The sequence below is a fragment of the Mesorhizobium sp. WSM4810 genome (assembly GCF_055811235.1).
In genome coordinates, this window is sequence record NZ_JBVVQV010000024.1 from 25,587 (window position 1) to 43,290 (window position 17,704).

17 protein-coding genes and 1 pseudogene are annotated in these 17,704 nt (G+C 64.6%); 7 read left to right on the plus strand and 11 right to left on the minus strand.

The window, feature by feature from the left end; all coding sequences use genetic code 11:
• Positions 1–230: 230 nt before the first annotated feature.
• Positions 231–1,124 (minus strand): DMT family transporter, encoded by an 894-nt coding sequence (locus AC0L3O_RS27000; RefSeq protein WP_023802314.1) that lies wholly within the window; start codon positions 1,122–1,124, stop codon positions 231–233.
• An 89-nt stretch (positions 1,125–1,213) separates the two neighbouring features.
• Between AC0L3O_RS27000 and AC0L3O_RS27005 the strand changes: the two genes are divergently transcribed.
• The gene (locus AC0L3O_RS27005; RefSeq protein WP_128170769.1) at positions 1,214–2,140 is read left to right on the plus strand and encodes a LysR substrate-binding domain-containing protein; all 927 of its coding nucleotides are present in this window, start codon (positions 1,214–1,216) and stop codon (positions 2,138–2,140) included.
• Between the two features lie 143 nt (positions 2,141–2,283).
• Complete coding sequence (locus tag AC0L3O_RS27010) at positions 2,284–2,517, plus strand: DUF2093 domain-containing protein (RefSeq protein WP_095496171.1); 234 nt, start codon at positions 2,284–2,286, stop codon at positions 2,515–2,517.
• Positions 2,518–2,625: 108 nt separating this feature from the next.
• Here AC0L3O_RS27010 and lpxK read toward each other — a convergent pair whose 3' ends face one another.
• From lpxK to AC0L3O_RS27040, 6 genes are all read right to left on the minus strand, one after another.
• Complete coding sequence (lpxK, locus tag AC0L3O_RS27015) at positions 2,626–3,654, minus strand: tetraacyldisaccharide 4'-kinase (protein WP_473617119.1); 1,029 nt, start codon at positions 3,652–3,654, stop codon at positions 2,626–2,628.
• Between the two features lies 1 nt (position 3,655).
• A complete protein-coding gene (gene waaA / locus AC0L3O_RS27020; RefSeq protein ID WP_023802309.1) occupies positions 3,656–4,972 on the minus strand; it encodes a lipid IV(A) 3-deoxy-D-manno-octulosonic acid transferase in 1,317 nt (438 codons plus the stop codon).
• Complete coding sequence (locus AC0L3O_RS27025) at positions 4,969–5,757, minus strand: lysophospholipid acyltransferase family protein (RefSeq protein WP_128170771.1); 789 nt, start codon at positions 5,755–5,757, stop codon at positions 4,969–4,971. Before AC0L3O_RS27025 ends, waaA begins: the two co-directional genes overlap by 4 nt.
• 5 nt (positions 5,758–5,762) lie before the next feature.
• Positions 5,763–6,008 (minus strand): DUF4170 domain-containing protein, encoded by a 246-nt coding sequence (locus AC0L3O_RS27030; RefSeq protein WP_023802307.1) that lies wholly within the window; start codon positions 6,006–6,008, stop codon positions 5,763–5,765.
• Between the two features lie 76 nt (positions 6,009–6,084).
• Positions 6,085–6,894 carry a 3'(2'),5'-bisphosphate nucleotidase CysQ gene (locus AC0L3O_RS27035; protein ID WP_473617120.1) on the minus strand — a complete coding sequence of 270 codons (810 nt, stop codon included), beginning with the start codon at positions 6,892–6,894 and terminating at the stop codon, positions 6,085–6,087.
• A complete protein-coding gene (locus AC0L3O_RS27040; protein ID WP_287249721.1) occupies positions 6,881–8,224 on the minus strand; it encodes a TldD/PmbA family protein in 1,344 nt (447 codons plus the stop codon). Before AC0L3O_RS27040 ends, AC0L3O_RS27035 begins: the two co-directional genes overlap by 14 nt.
• Before the next feature lie 355 nt (positions 8,225–8,579).
• Here AC0L3O_RS27040 and AC0L3O_RS27045 point away from each other — a divergent pair, with 355 nt between their 5' ends.
• The 3 genes from AC0L3O_RS27045 to AC0L3O_RS27055 are packed head-to-tail and all read left to right on the plus strand — an operon-like array spanning position 8,580 to position 10,729.
• The gene (locus AC0L3O_RS27045; protein ID WP_031256224.1) at positions 8,580–9,635 is read left to right on the plus strand and encodes a glycosyltransferase family 2 protein; all 1,056 of its coding nucleotides are present in this window, start codon (positions 8,580–8,582) and stop codon (positions 9,633–9,635) included.
• Positions 9,610–10,296 (plus strand): class I SAM-dependent methyltransferase, encoded by a 687-nt coding sequence (locus AC0L3O_RS27050; RefSeq protein WP_287347324.1) that lies wholly within the window; start codon positions 9,610–9,612, stop codon positions 10,294–10,296. Before AC0L3O_RS27045 ends, AC0L3O_RS27050 begins: the two co-directional genes overlap by 26 nt.
• Entirely contained in the window at positions 10,289–10,729 is a 441-nt protein-coding gene (locus tag AC0L3O_RS27055) for a GtrA family protein (protein WP_287229824.1), read from the plus strand. Before AC0L3O_RS27050 ends, AC0L3O_RS27055 begins: the two co-directional genes overlap by 8 nt.
• Before the next feature lie 22 nt (positions 10,730–10,751).
• Here the strand turns inward: AC0L3O_RS27055 and AC0L3O_RS27060 are convergent, their stop codons facing one another.
• Entirely contained in the window at positions 10,752–11,588 is an 837-nt protein-coding gene (locus tag AC0L3O_RS27060) for a GNAT family N-acetyltransferase (protein ID WP_473617122.1), read from the minus strand.
• Between the two features lie 176 nt (positions 11,589–11,764).
• Here AC0L3O_RS27060 and AC0L3O_RS27065 point away from each other — a divergent pair.
• A pseudogene (locus tag AC0L3O_RS27065) lies at positions 11,765–13,089 on the plus strand (NAD(P)/FAD-dependent oxidoreductase).
• Between the two features lie 362 nt (positions 13,090–13,451).
• Here AC0L3O_RS27065 and AC0L3O_RS27070 read toward each other — a convergent pair.
• Positions 13,452–14,399: an ornithine cyclodeaminase family protein gene (locus AC0L3O_RS27070; RefSeq protein WP_473617123.1), complete on the minus strand. Its 948-nt coding sequence runs from the start codon at positions 14,397–14,399 to the stop codon at positions 13,452–13,454.
• A 254-nt stretch (positions 14,400–14,653) separates the two neighbouring features.
• Between AC0L3O_RS27070 and AC0L3O_RS27075 the strand changes: the two genes are divergently transcribed.
• On the plus strand, positions 14,654–15,679 hold the full coding sequence (locus AC0L3O_RS27075) for a threo-3-hydroxy-L-aspartate ammonia-lyase (RefSeq protein WP_287347320.1): 1,026 nt from the start codon (positions 14,654–14,656) through the stop codon (positions 15,677–15,679).
• A 148-nt stretch (positions 15,680–15,827) separates the two neighbouring features.
• Here the strand turns inward: AC0L3O_RS27075 and AC0L3O_RS27080 are convergent, their stop codons facing one another.
• Positions 15,828–16,451, minus strand: a complete 624-nt coding sequence (locus AC0L3O_RS27080; protein WP_128247858.1) for a hypothetical protein — start codon at positions 16,449–16,451, stop codon at positions 15,828–15,830.
• Positions 16,438–17,601 (minus strand): hypothetical protein, encoded by a 1,164-nt coding sequence (locus AC0L3O_RS27085; RefSeq protein ID WP_287347316.1) that lies wholly within the window; start codon positions 17,599–17,601, stop codon positions 16,438–16,440. The genes AC0L3O_RS27080 and AC0L3O_RS27085 overlap by 14 nt, the downstream gene beginning before the upstream one ends.
• Between the last annotated feature and the right edge of the window lie 103 nt (positions 17,602–17,704).

Sequence of the window (17,704 nt, forward strand, 5' to 3'; positions counted from 1 at the left end):
CTTTTCAGTTGTAACGGCGTAGCCCCCTCTCCGGCCGCTTCGCGGCCACCTCCCCCATTAAAATGGGGGCGAGGAAACACCAATCGCCAAGGCCGCGACCCCAGAAAACTTGGGTTCCTCGCCCCACGAAGTGGGGAGAGGTGGTTTGCGAAGCAAACCGGAGAGGGAAAATCATAAAGAGCCGTTCGAAACAGCTGTCTATGATTCAAGCAAACCTCCAACCCTCTGATTCACCGCTTCAAATTCACCACGACCACGCCGCCGAGCGCCAGCGCGCCACCGAGAATGCCGAGCAGCGTCGGCACCTCGCCCAGCCAGAAGAAGCCGATCAGCGTCGCCACCGGCGAAACCAGATAAAGGAAGTTCGAGGCGCGCGCCGCCGGCAGCCGGGAAAGTGCTGTCGCCCAGGCGGCGTAGGCGATGAGGCTTGGCACGATGCCGAGAAAGACGACGGCGCCGAGACCGGCGGTATCGGCAACTGCCGCCTGCGCCAGGCCGTTCGGCAGGAAGGGCAGCAGACAGAGCGCGCCGAGCAGCATGTTCGAGGCCGAAATGGTCAGTGGATGATGGCGGGCAAACAGCGGCTTTTGCACGATGGTGTTGACCGCCGAGCACAGCGCCGAGCCGAGGACCAGCAGCGCGCCATTGTTGAAATGCAACCCTTGCCCCTCGCCCATGGCGATGATGCCGATGCCGGCGAAGGACAGGAATGTGCCGGCCCAGGCCAGGCCCGAGAAGCGTTCGCCAAGCAGCGCCATCGCCATGATCGCGGTGAAGATCGGGCTGACATTGATGATGAAGCCGGCGGCACCCGCCGAGACGGTCAGCTCGCCGAAATTGAGCATTACCGTGTACAGCGCAACGAAGACGGCGCCGCCGAAGGCAAAGCGCCATAATTCATCGAGCCGGGGCAGCGCCGGCCGCTTGACGGCGAGGAAGATCGCCGCCGGCACCGCCGCGATGGCGAAGCGCAGCGCGCCAAGTTCCAGCGGCCCGAAAGCGACGAGGCCGGCACGGATCGCCGGAAAGGCGGAGGCCCAGCCGACCACTGTCAACGCCACCGCAATGGCCGCCGTGGTGTCGATCCGCTGTGTCGTATTCAACGTGCCGGTACAAGCGTTCATTTCCTTATTCCCGCGTTTCATGCTCTCAACATACAAAGCGCCTTTCCCGATCGGTTGACAAACGACCAAATCGAGGGTCAGCTGTGACTATGGATCACAGCTCAGACGCGATGCTGCCGCTCGAAACCCTGCGCGCCTTCGACGCCGCGGCACGGACGGGCAGCTTTTCGGCCGCTGCCGAAAAGCTCAACCTCACCCATGGCGCCGTCAGCCGGCAGATCGCCAAGCTGGAGGACTGGCTCGGGCTGAAAGTGTTCGATCGCGGCGCGCGAGGAGTCTCGCTGACGATCGAAGGCAACCGCCTGCATCTGCGCACCACTGAGGCCTTCGCGCTGATATCGAGCAATTCGGACCGCTGGATCGAGCCGCGCGGCACCGCCGTGGTGCGGCTGACCTCGATTCCCTCGGTCAGCGGGCTGTGGCTGATGCCGCGCATGGCGGCGCTGGAAAACAATCCGTCCAGGCTGCGCATCGTGCTCGACGTCGATATCCGCCAGGCGGACCTTGCCGACGAGGGCATCGATCTGTCGATCCGCTGCGGACGCGGCCGCATCCCCGGCCGCGTCTCGGTGCAGCTGTTCGAGGAACATGTGTTTCCGGTCGCCTCGCCGGACCTCGCCCGCGAGATCGGCCGAGGCGACCCTGCCCGGCTGCTCAAATTCCCGCTGATCAACGATTCCGACGCCTCGGCCTGGCGTGCCTGGTTTGCCGCACAGGACATCGATTACCGCCCGCGTCCGCAGGACCGCCGTTTCGAGGACTACAATCTGGTGCTCGGCGCCGCCGCCCATGGTCTCGGCATCGCGCTGGCGCGGCCGCCGATGACCGAGGATCAACTGAAGTCTGGCCGTATCACCGCGGCCGACGAGCGCGTCGTCCTCAGCCCGATATCCTACTGGCTCGACCGGCCTATCGGGCGCCCGCGCGCCGCCGCAGCCGAGCTTGCCCGGCGCATCGCCGCCCAAGCCGGACTGGCGGCGGAAAAGATCGAGGATTTCATCGCAGCCGAGCAGTAGGATGCGGGGCATCCACTTTGCCGGCCTGCCCGGCTGGTTGCCGTCCGAAACGAAGCCGACTGAAGCCAATCTTGCCTCGCTCGGAGCTTGACCTTGCCGGCATTTTGTGGCGATGACATCGTCATGAACCTTGGCTCCATGTCATGATGAATCGCTTTGAAGGCCCCGGCGGCAAGGAAGCCCGTATCCGCTACCTGGACGGCGACTTCCAGGTGACCAGCCCCGGCGCCTTCGTGCGCTGTGCGGTCACCGGTGAAAGCATCCCGCTCGATGAGCTCAAATACTGGAGCGTCGCCAGGCAGGAGCCCTATGTGAGTGCCGCGGCCTCGCTGCGCCGCGAGATCGAGGCACATCCCGAAATGCGCAGCCGGCGCTAAACCGGTTACGCAGAATGAGACCCGATCTGTAGCGGTCCTTCGCGCCCCCTCCGCCCTGCCGACATCTCCGCAAAGTTCGACCGCCGCGGCGCTCGAAGGTTCTCTGATTCAGTCCTGCAGCTTGCGCTGCCGCCAGGCATCCAGCGTCTCGACGATGATGCGTTCGGGCACGTGGTCGGGATCGAACACGGTGTCGATCTCCAGCACATCGAGCTGTCCGAGGAAATCGGCCGACGCGGCATCGTGGCGCAGCCGGGCGGCGTCCTTGGCGGTGGTGATGAGGCCAAGTCCGGCACCTCGCGCTGTCGTTGCCAGTTCGGCCAGTTCGTCCTTGCCATAGAAATGATGGTCAGGAAACGACCGGGCCAGCGCAACCTCGCCGCCGGCCTGACGGACCGTGTCGAAGAATTTGTCGGGATGGCCGATGCCGGCAAAGGCCAGATATCGCTTGCCGGCCAGCCCCGCCTTGCTGGTTGGCCGCGTATGCGCCTCGAAGATCGGCCGACCGGCGCGCGCCGCCTGGCGAACGACGGCATCGGCAGCAAGGCCCTCGCCCATCTTCAGCAGCGCGCTGGTGAAAACCAGTTGGTCGACGATACCAGCCCTGAGCGGACCGCCGGGAATGACGCGGCCGTTGCCGACGCCGTAGCGTGCGTCGACGACGACCAGCGCATAGTCGATGTGGATGCGCGCGCTCTGGAAACCGTCATCCATGATCAGGAAATCACAGCCATGCTTTTCCAGCAGGATGCGTGCGCCGGCGGCACGGTTCGGCGTCACTGCGACCGGCGCATGCGCAGCCAAAAGCAGCGGCTCATCGCCGACATGCTTGGCGGCGTCATGGTGCGGATCGACGACATGCGGCCGCGCGAAGGAGCCGCCATGGCCGCGCGACAGGAAACCTGGATTGAGCTGCATGCGCCTGGCCCGCCGTGCCAGTGCGATCGCCACCGGCGTCTTGCCGGTGCCGCCGACGGTGAAGTTGCCGACGCAAAGCACCGGCGCCTCGATCTTCTCGCGCGCCGCTGAGCGCATGCGGCGGCCGGCAACCAGCGCATAGACAGCCGACAGCGGCGTCAGCGCCAGCGCTCGCCAGTCCGGTTCTTCCCACCAGAAGGGGGGCGCTTCGCTGGCCATCTTAACGGCCGTTGGCGCCCTTGAGGCGCGATTTGACGACCAAAGGCTGAATGTAGGGTTCGAGCGACTTCAAGGTGAGCGCCAGCGCGCCGCGCATCTCTTCGACAGTCGCCGCACCCGCGGCCATCATCTCGTGGCGAGCCACCTCGTTGGTCAAAAGGAAATTGACGGCGCCGGCCAGCATGTCGCGGTCGCGCACCAGCTTGGCGCCGCCGCTGTCGAGCAGGCGCTGATAGGTCTCGCGAAAATTCTGGACATTGCGGCCGGCCAGCACCGCGGTGTCGAGCATGGCCGGCTCCAGCGGGTTCTGGCCACCCTCCGAGGTGAGCGAACGGCCAACGAAGGCGATCTCTGTCAGCCGGAGATAAAGCCCCATCTCGCCCATCGTGTCGCCGAGCAGAATGTCCGTATCGGCGATGATCCGGTCGCCCTTGCTGCGCCGAGCGAGTTTCAGGCCCATGCCGGAAATCTGCGCGGCAAGCGCTTCGGCGCGATCGGGATGGCGCGGCACGACGATGGTCAAAAGACCGTGGTGCCGCTTGTGCAGCATCGCGTGAACCTCGGCGGCGACCGCCTCCTCGCCGTCATGGGTCGAGATCGCCGCCCAGGTCGGGCGGGCGCCGATCTGGCGCTTCAACGTGTACAGCGCCCTTTCATCGGCCGGCGGCGGCGTGGTGTCGACCTTGAGATTGCCGGATACGGTGACCGGCCGGGCGCCGAGCGAGAGGAAGCGCTCGCCGTCGACATCCGACTGGGCGACAACATGGGCGAGATTCTCGAACAGCGCCTCGGCGATGTTGGCGCGCTTCTTCCAGGATTTGTACGAACGGTCCGACAGCCTGCCATTGACCAGCACCTGCGGCACACGCCGTGCGCCGAGTTCGAGGATGGTCATCGGCCAGATCTCCGATTCGGCGATGATCGCCAGATCCGGCCGCCAATGGTCGAGGAAGCGGCTGACCGCCGGCTTGAGGTCGAGCGGCACGTATTGGTGGATGATGCGGTCGCCGAGCCGTTCCTCGGCAACCTGAGCGGAGGTGACGGTCCCCGTCGTCAGCACGATGTTGACACCGTAATCGAGGATGCTCTCGACCAGCGGCACGACGGCGATCGTCTCGCCGACGCTCGCCGCATGGATCCAGATCAGCGGCCCTTCGGGGCGCTCGCGCCCGGCGATGCCATAGCGCTCGCGCCGGCGAATTCGATCCTCCTTGCCTCTGGAGGTACGCCAGGCGACATAGGGCCCGACCAGGGGATAGGCGGCTGCGCCTGCGAAACGATACGCCGTCAGGAAAGTGCGCGCCCAGCGCTCGCTCATTTTGGGCCATCCACGAGGCGGTAGGCCTCGGCGGTCGCGGCGTTGAGCGCGGCCGTGACCTCCTGGCGCTTGCGTTCCATTTCAGCCTCGTCGGCGTTGGCCGGAACGAACACCGGCGCTCCAAGCACGATCGAGGAGCGGCCGAACGGCAGATTGATCGTGGTCTTGTCCCAGCTGCGCTCCAGCACCTTGCGGCGGCTGGTGGCGATGGCGGCGGGCAGGATCGGCCGGCCCGAAAGCCGCGCCAGGAGAACGATGCCAAGCCCGGCGTCGCGCGGCGTGCCATGCGGAATGTCAGCGATCATGGCGACGTTCTTGCCGGTGGCGAGTGACTTTTTCAGGGCGATCAGCGCTTTGGCGCCGCCCTTGTCGCGACGCTTCGAGCCTTCGCGTCCACCCGAGCCGCGCACCGCCTCGATCCCGAATTTCTCGATCATCAGTGCGTTGAGCTCGGCATCGGCACTACGCGACACCATGGCGACTACTGGCCGTCCCCCGGGATAGTAGGCCGGAGTCAGAAGATGCTGGCCGTGCCACAGCGCGATGATGGCGGGTTCGAACTGCGAGTAGGCGCCGCCCGACATCTGCGCCGATCCGTCGACAGCACGATTGGTCAGGCGGACGAGGCGAACGAACTGCGCAAACAGGCTGGCGATGGCGTTCTTGACGAATCGCGATTGCGCCAGCGGTTCGCGTATCTTGCGCCAGAATGTCTTCGGGGTGCCACCGCGGCGCCGCCTTGCCGCGGACCTCGTGGCCGGCCCTTTCACGCCTTCATGATCCATCCATGTCAACCGGCAGGCTTGTTTTCGGGGTCGAGCAACCGGTGCAGGTGAACGACGAAATAACGCATGTGGGCATTGTCCACGCTGGCTTGGGCCTTGGCTTTCCACGCCGTTTGCGCGGATTGATAATCCGGATAGATGCCGACGATATCGAGCGTCTCGAGATCACGGAATTCTGTTCCGCCCAGCGTCTTCAGTTCGCCGCCGAACACCAGGTGCAAAAGCTGCTTCTTTCCGTCTTCCGCGGTCATGTCGGTCCTTCACATATCGTGAGTTTGTGACAGGTCTAGACCAAAGCCGCCGACTTTGGAACCATTGATGACATGTTCAATCGTCCAGCCCTGCGACGACGGCGGAGAGGACGGCGAGCAGTTCGCCGCTGCCAGCGACCAGCGCGCCGTGCTGGATCACTTCGCCGGCATAGCGCGGTGCGCGGCCCTTCTGGTCGAGCAACGCGCCGCCGGCCTCGCGCAGGATGAGATCCGCCGCGGCGATGTCCCAGTCATGTGCGCTGGGTTTGACGAAGGTCGCGTCGAGCCGGCCATTGGCGACCATCGCCAGCCGGTAGGCGAGCGAGGGAATATAGGGCACGCGGCTCAGCCGCCCCTGCCATTGCGCCGGCATCAGGGCGATCAATGGCTTCGGCCCGCCAATTTCGACCATCGCTGCCGGGCGGCGCACGGCAATGCGACGGCCATTCAGGAACGCCCCCTCACCTGGCAGCGCCCAATAGGTCTCCTCGGTGGCAGGACATTCGAGCACGCCGGCAAGCGTGCGGCCGTCCTCGACCACCGCGACGCTGACGCACCAGGAGCGCAGGCCTTCGAGGAAGCCGCGCGTGCCGTCGATCGGATCGACGACGAAGGTGCGGCGGGCGGCAAGCCTTGCCGGATCGTCGGCCGTCTCCTCCGACAGCCAGCCATAGTCCGGCCGCGCTGCAAGCAAGGTTTGGCGCAGATAGGCGTCGGCGGCGTGATCGGCCTCGCTCACCGGTGAGGTGCCGCCCTTCATCCACACTTGCGGATTGTTGCCGAAATAGCGCATGGCGATGGCGCCCGCCTCGCGGGCAGCGTCGCGCAGCAGCGGCAGATCCTCACCAGCCCCGGCGGCGGAGGCGACCTGGTCAAGCTCCGGCAAGGGTCATGCCTTCGATCAGCAGCGTTGGTGCGGCGGTGCCGAAATTGCGATCGAGATCGCTCGCCGGAACCATGTTGAGGAACATCGTCTTCAGGTTCGAGGCGATGGTCACTTCCGCAACCGGATAGGCGAGCTCGCCATTCTCGATCCAGAAGCCGGAAGCGCCGCGGCTGTACTCGCCAGTCACCATGTCGACGCCCTGGCCGAACACTTCGGTGACGTAAAAGCCTGATTTGAGCGACTTGATGAGGTCCTCGGGCGTCCGCTCGCCCGGCTCGATGGCAAGATTGGTCGATGACGGCGAGACCGAGGAGCCGTTGCGCGAGCCGCGCCCGTTGGTGGTCAGCCCCAATTCCCGCGCGACTGAGGTCGACAGGAACCAGTGGTTCAAAACGCCCTTCTCGACCATGAGCAGCTTTTCGCCCTCGATGCCTTCGCCGTCGAACGGACGCGACGCCTGGCCACGGAGCCGGAGCGGCTGGTCGGTGACGGTGATCGCGGCCGCCGCCACCTGCTTGCCCATCATGTCGCGCAGAAAGCTGGTCTTGCGCGCGACGGAGGCGCCATTGATGGCGCCGGCGAGATGGCCGGCAATGCCGCGGGCGACGCGCGGGTCGAACACCACATCGACCGGCCCGGTCGCCGCCTTGCGCGCGCCGACGCGTCGCGCGGCGCGTTCGCCGGCCTTGCGGCCGATGTCTTCGGGTGCGTCGAGATCGGAGAAATGCTGGCGCGAGGAGTATTCATAGTCGCGCTCCATGCCGGTGCCCTCGCCGGCGATGACGCTGGTCGAGCGCGAAAAGCGCGAGGCGACATAGTGGCCGACGAAGCCATGCGAGGTGGCGAGCACCAGCCCGCCAAGCCCGGCGCTGGCGCCGCTGCCGGCCGAATTGGTAACGCCCTTGACGGCAAGGGCCGCCGCTTCCGCGGCCAGCGCCGCTTCCTTCAATTGGTCGGCCGAGACTTCCGTCGGATCGAACAGATCGAGGTCGCGCGGCTTCTTGACCAGCAAGGCCGGATCGGCGAGGCCCTGGTAGGGATCTTCCGGCGAGACTTTCGCCATCGCCACGGCGCGCTCGGCCAGCGCTTTCGGGTCGGAGGCAGCGGTTGCCGAGACGCTCGCCACCCGCTTGCCGACGAAGACGCGCAGCGAGACATCCTCGCTCTCGGACGCCTCGGTGCCCTCGACCTTGCCAAGCCGCACCGACACGCCGGTCGAACGGCCGCGCACCGCAACCGCGTCGGCGGCGTCGGCGCCGGCCCGTTTGGCAGCCTCGACCAGGGCCGCGACCCGGTCGGTCAATTTCGCTGAGTCCAGCGTATCGGTCATGCGCATAGTCCCGTTTTCCGCCTGACATAAGGGGCGGCCGCTCCGCACCATCTATTGTTCTGATATGGCTTGTGCAATGGCAGAAGTGGCAAGCGGGGCAGATCGGCCAGCAGACACCCGGTTTTGGGCGGCATGATCGAAGCGGGCCTCAAAGGTTGCTTCGCGGCGGTTTCGGACTGGCCGATAGCCCATTGGCGCCGTGCTCCGACCACAAATGGACGCTCGATTGCGGTAACGCCTGTGTTCCTTTCCACGCATGATCAGCACCTGGCCGAAACCGCTAAATTTAGCGATTTCTTGTATGTCCTTGGAACTTTGTAGCTTGCGTTCCATTTTCAACGGCATGCGAGACCCTGTGATCCAAAGCATCAGGACTGCGGTGAACGTGTCGCCGCCGCGGTACTCGCTGGTCCTTCCCATATACAATGAAGAACAGGTGCTGCCGCGACTGATCGAGCGGATCAGTTCGCTGATCGGCCGGCTGGACGGCGAGACTGAGGCGATCTTCGTCGATGACGGAAGCCTCGATGGGAGCGTCGAATACCTTCGCAACGTCGTCGCCGTCGAGCCGCGCTTCCGGCTGATCGAGCTTTCCCGCAATTTCGGCCATCAGGTCGCCATCACGGCCGGCATGGATGCGGCTGCGGGTGATGCCGTCATCGTCATGGATGCCGACCTGCAAGACCCGCCGGAGGTGGTCCTCGATCTGGTGGCGAAGTGGAAGGAAGGCTTCGAGATCGTCTATGCCCGCCGTGTCAAGCGTGAGGGCGAATCCTGGTTCAAGCGCCTGACGGCGAGTCTCTTCTACCGCCTGCTGGAGAAGATGACGTCGGTCGACATCCCCCGCGACGTCGGCGATTTTCGCCTGGTCGGGCGCAAGGCTCTGGAAACCTTCAAGCAAATGCCCGAACACGACCGTTTCGTCAGGGGCATGTTCGCCTGGATGGGATTCAAGCAGACAGCGGTGCCTTTCGAACGCCCGGCGCGGACCCTTGGCCAGACCAAATACCCATTCTGGAAGATGATGCACCTTGCCGTTCACGGCATCGTAAGCTTCTCCGAGAAGCCGCTGCGCATGGCGCTGTGGGGCGGATTGGCGATCTCCGCGCTTGCGGTGTTGTTCGGCATTTACGCCATCTTCGCCTGGATTTTTGAAACCGGCATCATTGCCGGCTGGACATCCACCGTGGTGATCGTGTCGCTGCTTTGCGGCATCAATCTTTTCATGACCGGCGTGGTCGGGCTCTATGTCGGCGGCATCCACGCCGAGGTGAAACGCCGTCCGCTTTACGTGATCGATCGGGTCGCCGGCTTCGACAAGGCGATGCGTGCCGCCAGTGAGAGCCGTCGACCGTTTCGAAAACCCAGGAACGGAGCCTCGGCTGATGGCCGAACTCTTCGACAGCTATAAATCGAACTATGGCGAGGCGGTCGCAGGATCCATCCGGTTTTCCGGACTCGGGCACGACTTTTTTCTGATCGCCAAGGCCGACCTGCTGCGGCGTCTCGTTGTCGAGCGTGGGCTTCGACAGGGCGGGGTGCGGGCGCTGGATATCGGCTGCGGCGTCGGGTCGCTCCACCCTTATCTCGAAGGCGCGTTCGAGAGCCTGGATGGCTGCGACGTCTCGGAAGAATCGATTCTGCGAGCCGGCCAGGACAATCCGTGTGTGACCTACAGGGCCTGCACGACGCCGCGCCTGCCTTATGGCGACGGCGCGTTCGATCTGGCTTTCGCCAGTTGCGTCGTCCATCACGTTCCGCCCGCCTCCTGGCTCGACTTCTTCCAGGAAATGCGGCGCGTTGTGCGGCCGGGCGGCGTCGCCTGCATCATCGAGCACAACCCCTTTAATCCACTGACGCGTCTTGCGGTGTTGCGGTGTCCGTTCGACCAGGAAGCGGTCCTGCTCAACGCCGCCAAAGCAAGGTTGCTTTTTCAGGAGACGGGTTTTCAGGATATCCGATCCGAGCACTTCCTGCTGCTGCCGTCGGCCAGGTCCTTCGCCAGACGACTCGAGCGCCTGCTCGCGCCTCTACCGCTCGGGGCCCAGTATGCGTGTAGCGCGCATGTCTGAGGACCGTTCGACCGCCGGCGCCGGGCTGAAGCTGCTGGCGCGCTTCGGGTTGGTCGGCATCGCCGCGACAATCCTGTATGCTGCCCTGGCTATCGGTTTGGTCGAATCGAAATGGATCGGCTTTTCGCCGGTCCCGGCGTCGCTCGCGGCTTACGCGGCGGCTGCCGTGTTTTCATATTTCGCCCATAAATCGGTAACCTTCATGTCGAATGGATCGCATCGATCGGAAGCTGCGCGTTTTCTCCTGCTGACGGCGACAGGCTTTGCCGTGGCTTACGCGGCGCCGGCGCTTTTGACGGCGAAACTCGGCCTGCCGCCGATCATTGCCATTGTGGTTACATGCCTGCTTGTTCCGGCGGTCAATCTTCTCATGCTCGACCGATGGGTTTTTGCGCAGCGAGGACCCGGCGAGCACAGCGACCGCTCCACCTGATCCATGGCCTTCTGAGTTGGCCTCAGCCGAGGGCCTGGCTGGCCAGGGCAAAGATGCGTGGGTTCGTGGAACCCGGGATATTGCTTGCGCCCCGAAGCATGGCAACCGGCCCGCCCACATGGGCGAGCCCCAGTCCTTCGAGCCAGGGTGAAAGGCCGGCGTCTTCAGGGATGTCGATGCGCACGAAGCAGCCCTGCATTCCCGAGAGGATGAAGGCGATCAGGGCTCTCGCCTGATCGCGATCCTGCGCCACGACCGGTCCGACGACCTCGCCCCTGCCAAATGCCCTCAGGGCCGCGAAGGCCGCGATGCCGTCCTCGTTGGTGATGGCCGCAAACCGCCCCTCGCCCGCCAACGCGTTCATGAGCGCGGCGCGATCCGCACCGAAGGTGGCGCGATCGAGCGCGGTGGGTGTCTGAAGGTGCTCGGACCCGATCCACTCCACGGCCGGGGGCGCACTGACCTGCCCGACGATGCCCTGGTGCTGCCGAACATCGTGCGTCGCGACAAAGCCAAGCTTTTCATAAAGAGGCAGTCCGTCGGCCGTGGCGGTAAGGCGGCACTCGCGGTCGCCGGCCTGCTCGAGCGCGGTGGTGGTCAGCCGCCGTCCCAGCCCGCGACCACGCATTGCCTCATCGACGATGATGGTGTTGAGAGTTGCGCAGGTATTTCCGAAAGGGGTCATGAAGGCGGTTCCCACCACCCTGCCGCCTTCCAACGCGACCTGACCTTCGCTCAGGGACCAGATCATGGCCCAGTCTTCCCTCCGGTGCGGCCAGCCGGCCGCTCGCGACAGGGCCGTCGCTTCCTCAAGATGGTGCGCTTCAAAAGGTTCGAATGTGATGGACTGGATGATCATAAGCACCAGGACTGTTGGAGTGGGAAGACTGACAGGACGATAGAACCGCCTCTTTCGCGCCACTCGCCGAATGCCGGCGATATTCGGTGCAAAAATACCAAAATGCCGCTGCAGTCAGTGCATTCTGCGGCACCGGTCGCCGATACTGCGAGCTATCATTGATCGCCGAGACCGCCATGTCCCCTTTCATCCACCACATCAGCAGCGATGAAACGCTGCCCAAGTCAGCGGACGTCGTGGTGATCGGCGGCGGGATTGTCGGCGCCAGCGCGGCCTATTCCCTGGCGCGGCGCGGCCTGTCGGTGGCGCTGATCGAAAAGGGCTATGTCGGCTGCGAACAGTCGAGCCGGAACTGGGGCTGGTGCCGCCGGCAGAACCGCGATGCACGTGAATTGCCGCTTGCCAATCTGGCGCTGCGGCTGTGGCAAGAGCTGACCGAAGAGATCGGGCACGACCTTGGCTTTCGCCGTTGCGGGCTCATCTATGCGACGGACGATCCAAAGCAGCTCGCCGAATGGGACAAGTGGCGCGCGGTTGCGCGGCGGTTCGACGTCAAGACGCGGATGCTTACGGCCGAGGAGGCCACTGCCGCCGTTCCCGCGGCTGGCGGCCGCAAATGGCTGGGCGGCGTCCACGCGGCAGACGATGGCAAGGCCGAGCCCTGGCTCGCCGCCCCGCGGATCGCCGAGGGCGCCCGCAAGCGTGGCGCGACCATTCATCAGAACTGCGCGGCACGCGGCCTGGATATCACCAATGGGCAAGTGAGCGGCGTCGTCACCGAGAAAGGCCTGATCCGCACCAGCGCGGTGCTGTGCGCCGCCGGCGTCTGGGCTTCTGCTTTCCTGCGCATGCATGCGGTTTCGCTGCCGCAGGCCAGCGTCCGTCAGACCACCTTGCGGACCGGTCCGGCACCGGATCTTGGCGGGGCAATCTTTACCTCTGACGGTGCCCTGACGCGCCGGATCGACGGCAGCTACACGATAGCCGCCAGCGGCAGGGCGACGCTCGAGATCACGCCGCAGGGATCCGCTATGCCCGCCCGTTTCTGCCGATGTTCATCAAACGGCTGAAGGCCGTCGAGATCGGCGTAAGTCGCTCGTTCTTCGCAGGCCCGGAAACACTCGGTCGCTGGCATCTCGACAGGCCGACCCCGTTTGAGCGCATCCGCGTCCTCGATCCCGCTCCGGACAAGCGGATGGTGGCAAGCATCATGACGCAGATAAGGGCCCTGTTCCCCGCCGTTGCCGATGCCGGCATCGTGTCTTCCTGGGGCGGGTATATCGACTTCACACCGGACGCAGTACCGGTGATTTCGGCGGTGGACAGCATCGGCGGAGCGTTCGTCGCCGCAGGCTGTTCCGGACACGGCTTCGGCGCCGGCCCTGGCATTGGCCATCTGGCGGCGGATCTGGTCGCCGGTGACGCGGCAAGCGTCGATCCGACGCCATTCCGCGTGTCACGCTTCGCGGACAGATCCAAAATTGAAGTCGGCGCCTTCTGATGCAATTGACCGCTGGCGACAGCAAAGGGCGCTGAGCGATCGTTACCTACGGGCTCAGGCGCGATCTGGACCGTTTGATGACCGCTCTCGCCGATGCGGTCGCCGCCGCCGCACCCTCTTCCGGCATCCAATACATACAGGCGCGCTTCAGGCACACAGCTTCACCGCGTCCACGGCGCATGTCCGCCATAGTCCGGCGTGGCAGTTCGTTCCTTTCGGACAGAGGAAGCTGTGGTCAGTTCTCAGCGATGACGAAGATCTTCTTGAGTGGACCCTTCGGGGCGAGCTGATTGACTGTTCCGTGCGCAACGAAGATCGCGTCTCGAGCTTTGTTCCGTCGCCGTCGGTCACTTCGGCCCGGCCTACCAGCGCCATGGCACGCGCGTTCCCGTGCCCCGGCTCCTGGCCTGTCGCCAGAGCATATCCGCGACCGTCAGATCCTGCAGCGCGAGCCCGGTCATATCGAAGACCGTGATGTCGGCGGCATCGCGCGTGAACGGAATTTTTCCGGTCAGAAGATCGCCGATTTCAATTGCCCGGCAGCCGGTGTCCCACTGGCCTTCGCCGACAGCGGCCGATTGCTCGCAGTCGTCGGCAAAGAGCCGTACCCGGCGCAGCAGGCCGTCGGGCAGTTCCCGCTTGCCTTGCGTATCGGCACCCACGGCGTTGATGTGCGTGCCGGGCCGCACCGCTTCTGGCGGAAACAGCGGCCCGCTGCCAGGGGTCGCGGTGATAATGATATCGCTCGAGCCGACAGCTTTGGCGGCTTGGTTCGAATGGGCCGGCGCGAAATCCTCGAATGCCGCCTCGAACGCCGCGTCGGGGCGGCCGTCCGCCGTCAGGTAGTGGATGGTATCCAGACCGGGCATCGCACGCAGTGCCAGGCGCAGCTGGATCCGGCCCTGGGTGCCGGTGCCGAAAATGCAGATCGACCGGCTTTCGGGGCGGGCCAGCTGGGTCAGGCCAATGGCGCCAGCCCCCCCTGTGCGCAAGGTGGTGATGGCGTTCCCGTCGATGATGCACAAGGGACGCCCGGTGTGCGGGTCGAAAAGCACGATGGTCGCCTGATGCGGCTCCTTGCCGAGTTCGCGGTTGGCTGGCCAGAAGCCCGCTGCCTTGAAGCCCAGAAGATCGGCTTTCGGCACGTCGCCCGACTTGATACCGAAAATGCCGCCGGTATGCAGCTTCTCGCGCACAAGCGGAAAGACCCTGCCTTCGCGCGCACTGTGAAGCTCGAAGGACCGCCGCACGGCATCGAGGACGGCATCCGGCTCCAACAGCGGCGCGACCTGATCGCCCGCAAGCAGCACCAGCTGCGACTCGTCTGCGGTGACGGACATGACATCTCCCCGGCTTTCCCTCATTCTAGCCAGCGGTTCTCAGGGGAAGACAGCGGTGTTGGCCAACGAGCCGCATTTCCTGCGGTTTGTCGCCCGTCATTCGGGCGAATGTTGCGCCAACCTTCCCATCGAATGCGATCGCCGGTTCGCGCAAACACGTATCGTCGCAGACAAGCCAGCCCATCGGACAGCCCACCACCGGCAAGCGTAGAAGGCGACCCGCAATGCCCCTCAATATCCCGACATTCGACGATGTTCTGACCGCCGCGGCGCGCCTCGCCGGATTGGCCCACCGGACGCCGGTGCTGACCTCGCGCACCTTCAACGAGCTGACCGGCGCCGAGGTGTTCTTCAAGTGCGAGAACTTCCAGCGTGGCGGCGCGTTCAAGTTCCGCGGCGCCATGAACGCGCTTCTGGCCTTGGATATTTCGGTGCGGGCGCGCGGAGTGGTGGCCTATTCTTCGGGCAACCATGCGCAGGCGCTGGCCTATGCGGCCGCGATCAAGGGCGTGAAGGCAACGATCATCATGCCCAGGGATGCGCCCGAGCTGAAGGTGCGTGCCACCCGCGGCCATGGCGCCGAAGTGATATTCTACGACCGCTACAGCGAGAACCGCGAAGAGATTGGCGGCAGGATCGCCGCCGAGCGGGGAGCCGCCCTCATTCCACCCTACGACCACCCCGATGTGATTGCCGGGCAAGGCACGGCGACACTTGAACTTATCCAGGAGGCCGGCTCTCTCGATGCCCTTTATGTCTGCCTTGGCGGTGGCGGCCTGCTCGCCGGCGCCGCACTGGCGGCGGCGGAATGCGCGCCCGCCTGCCGGGTCGTCGGGGTTGAACCGGAGGCCGGCAATGATGGTCAGCAATCGCTCGCCCGGGGTGAGGTCGTCACCATCGAGGTGCCGAAATCCATCGCCGACGGCGCGGTCGTCACCCATCTGGGCGCGCATAATTTTCCTGTCATCCGCGACAAGGTTGCCGCTATCACCACGGTCAGCGACGACGCGCTCATCGAAATGATGCATTTTTTCGCCGAGCGCATGAAAATCGTGGTCGAACCCACCGGTTGCCTTGCAGCGGCGGCGGTTCGCAGTGAATCGCAAAGCCTGCGCGGCCAGCGCATCGGTGTCATCGTCAGCGGCGGCAATGTGGATCTCACGCGCTTCGCCAGCTTGATCATGGCGGCCGCAGACAAAACACCTCGAGAGCAGGCCATGGCGCGCCCCGGGCCGGAGACCTTTCGCTAAGACACGCTCGGCACTGCTGGTACGCTGCGACCCCGTGCTGGTCGCCAGCGCACGGCAATGCTCTTCATTGGCTGTAATGCAGCGTTCTGTGAACACGCCTGTTGCGCGCGTTCATGATACGCATGGACTGCAGATTTTGAGCGTGATCTCAAATCGCATCCAGCCGCAACGACACCAGCTTGATGGAGCGCTTGTAGATGTCGCTGGCGGCCGGAGTCGGCGGAATGCCGTCGAGATAGTCGAAGGCGATTTCGAGTGTATCGGCCTTGCCGAGAGCCGCCGGTGGAACGACGAACGAGACCGTTCGTGGTTCTTTGCCAGACAGCGTCTCCGCATGCACCCGAACACCGTTCACCGAGATCACCACCCTTTGCGTGATCTGCGGTGGACGAATGACGGCGGCCATTTGCAGCGTGGCCATCAGGCTGTCGCGGAGCGGCGGTATCTTCACGCGAAGCCGCGAGGTCTCGCCTAGCGAATGGGTGCCGTCGCCTGCCGACCCCGACCAGCCGCAGACCTTCATGCTGGCTGCCCGTTTGGCGCCGTCGCTCCGGAACGACACCGTCTGGCCAAGTGTGTAGCTGCCGGTCGCATCGCGATTGAGGCAGGTCGTCGTCTGATCGATGTAAAAGGCGCGGTAATCGGCGTTGACGTCCGGATTGAGAGCAAGCGCAAGGATGACGATCTCGGACCCGGCCAGAACCGCCGCGAGCGCGTAGCCACCGAGCCAGGCAACGCGCCGATACGGGGCCGGAATGTCAGACCAGGGCAAGATGGCCTCCGATCCACGCCACAGTCATCAAATAACAGGCGCCAAGGAGGAGAACCAAAGCCGCGAGCCAAATCAGCTTCGACGCCGACAACAGGATGGCGAGCAACATTGTCAGGGGCGCAAGCCCAATGACATATCTGACCATCGAGGCCAGATTGGTGATCAGCGGCAGGATGATGCAGAGCGCGCAGAACAGTGCCGCGCCATATTGCCTGCGTACCGCCAGGACGGCCGACAGCGCCAGCCCGGTGATCGCGGCGAGCGCGCTCCATTGCGGCGCCGTGGGCAGCCATCCGGTTGTCGGAACAGCTGAGAGCCCGTCCCACAGGAAGACCAGCGGATTACCGGCCACCCGTCCGAACGCGCGCTGGATGTGCAGGAATGCAAAGCCGTCTCCGACGGTGAGGTACAGGAACAGGATGTAAGCGAACAAACCGGCCGGCGAGATGAGGACAGCGACCAGCAGGTCCGGTCGGCCAAGCAGCCAACGCGGGAAAGACAGCGCCGATCCGCCCTGCTCGCGGTGCTCGCTGAACATTTGAATGACGGTTGCAAAGACGACGAAGACTCCGACCAGCCTGGTCGCCGACAGCAGCGCGGATGAAACGCCCGCGGCGAGATAGCTGGAGCGCTTGAGCGCCAGAAAAACGCACGAGGTCAGCAGCACGAAAAGCGGTTCGCTCAGGAAGGTCGTGAAGTGGAACGAGAACGGGCCGCTGAGCAGAAACGCGCAATACAGCACATAGGCCCGCATGTTCTTCTCGAGCAGCGGCCACGCCACCAGACAGGCGGCGTAGCTGCACGCAATCGAGGTGATCGTCGCGATAAGTATCGTAGGGTATGGGAAAACAAACCGGATCGCAGCCACCAGCATCGGATAGAGCGGGAAGAAGCCCCAGCGACCGACATTGCTGTGGTTTGGAATGGGAAAACGCTCATAGCCCTGTTCGCTGATGCCAACGTACCAGGCGCAATCCCACCGGCACAGCGCACGGGCATAAGCCGCAAAACCTGTTTCCTCCGACACCGAAGCAAAAGCCGCATAGCGGATGGCCAGTCCACCGATCACGAACAGCAACGGCACCGCCGCGACGGTCATGCCCATGGCGCGAGCACCAGCGCTCGGACGCGCGACGTCTTCGAGCGCCAACTCTGCCTCCACCCATTCGAGTGGCTAGCGCCACTCTCCCCTCTAAATTAGCGCCGCCGGGGCAAATTCAAGATATCCCTGTCGTCGGCGGCATCATCTTCGT

Bases quoted from the DNA above. Each gene is read 5' to 3' on its own strand.
- AC0L3O_RS27030 (WP_023802307.1), bottom strand. From the start codon at position 6,008: ATGACCGCGGAAGACGGAAAGAAGCAGCTTTTGCACCTGGTGTTCGGC.
- AC0L3O_RS27040 (WP_287249721.1), bottom strand. From the start codon at position 8,224: ATGACCGATACGCTGGACTCAGCGAAATTGACCGACCGGGTCGCGGCC.
- AC0L3O_RS27005 (WP_128170769.1), top strand. From the start codon at position 1,214: ATGGATCACAGCTCAGACGCGATGCTGCCGCTCGAAACCCTGCGCGCC.
- AC0L3O_RS27010 (WP_095496171.1), top strand. From the start codon at position 2,284: ATGATGAATCGCTTTGAAGGCCCCGGCGGCAAGGAAGCCCGTATCCGC.
- waaA (WP_023802309.1), bottom strand. From the start codon at position 4,972: ATGAGCGAGCGCTGGGCGCGCACTTTCCTGACGGCGTATCGTTTCGCA.
- AC0L3O_RS27050 (WP_287347324.1), top strand. From the start codon at position 9,610: ATGGCCGAACTCTTCGACAGCTATAAATCGAACTATGGCGAGGCGGTC.
- AC0L3O_RS27000 (WP_023802314.1), bottom strand. From the start codon at position 1,124: ATGAACGCTTGTACCGGCACGTTGAATACGACACAGCGGATCGACACC.
- AC0L3O_RS27025 (WP_128170771.1), bottom strand. From the start codon at position 5,757: ATGGATCATGAAGGCGTGAAAGGGCCGGCCACGAGGTCCGCGGCAAGG.
- AC0L3O_RS27075 (WP_287347320.1), top strand. From the start codon at position 14,654: ATGCCCCTCAATATCCCGACATTCGACGATGTTCTGACCGCCGCGGCG.
- AC0L3O_RS27055 (WP_287229824.1), top strand. From the start codon at position 10,289: ATGTCTGAGGACCGTTCGACCGCCGGCGCCGGGCTGAAGCTGCTGGCG.
- lpxK (WP_473617119.1), bottom strand. From the start codon at position 3,654: ATGGCCAGCGAAGCGCCCCCCTTCTGGTGGGAAGAACCGGACTGGCGA.
- AC0L3O_RS27060 (WP_473617122.1), bottom strand. From the start codon at position 11,588: ATGATCATCCAGTCCATCACATTCGAACCTTTTGAAGCGCACCATCTT.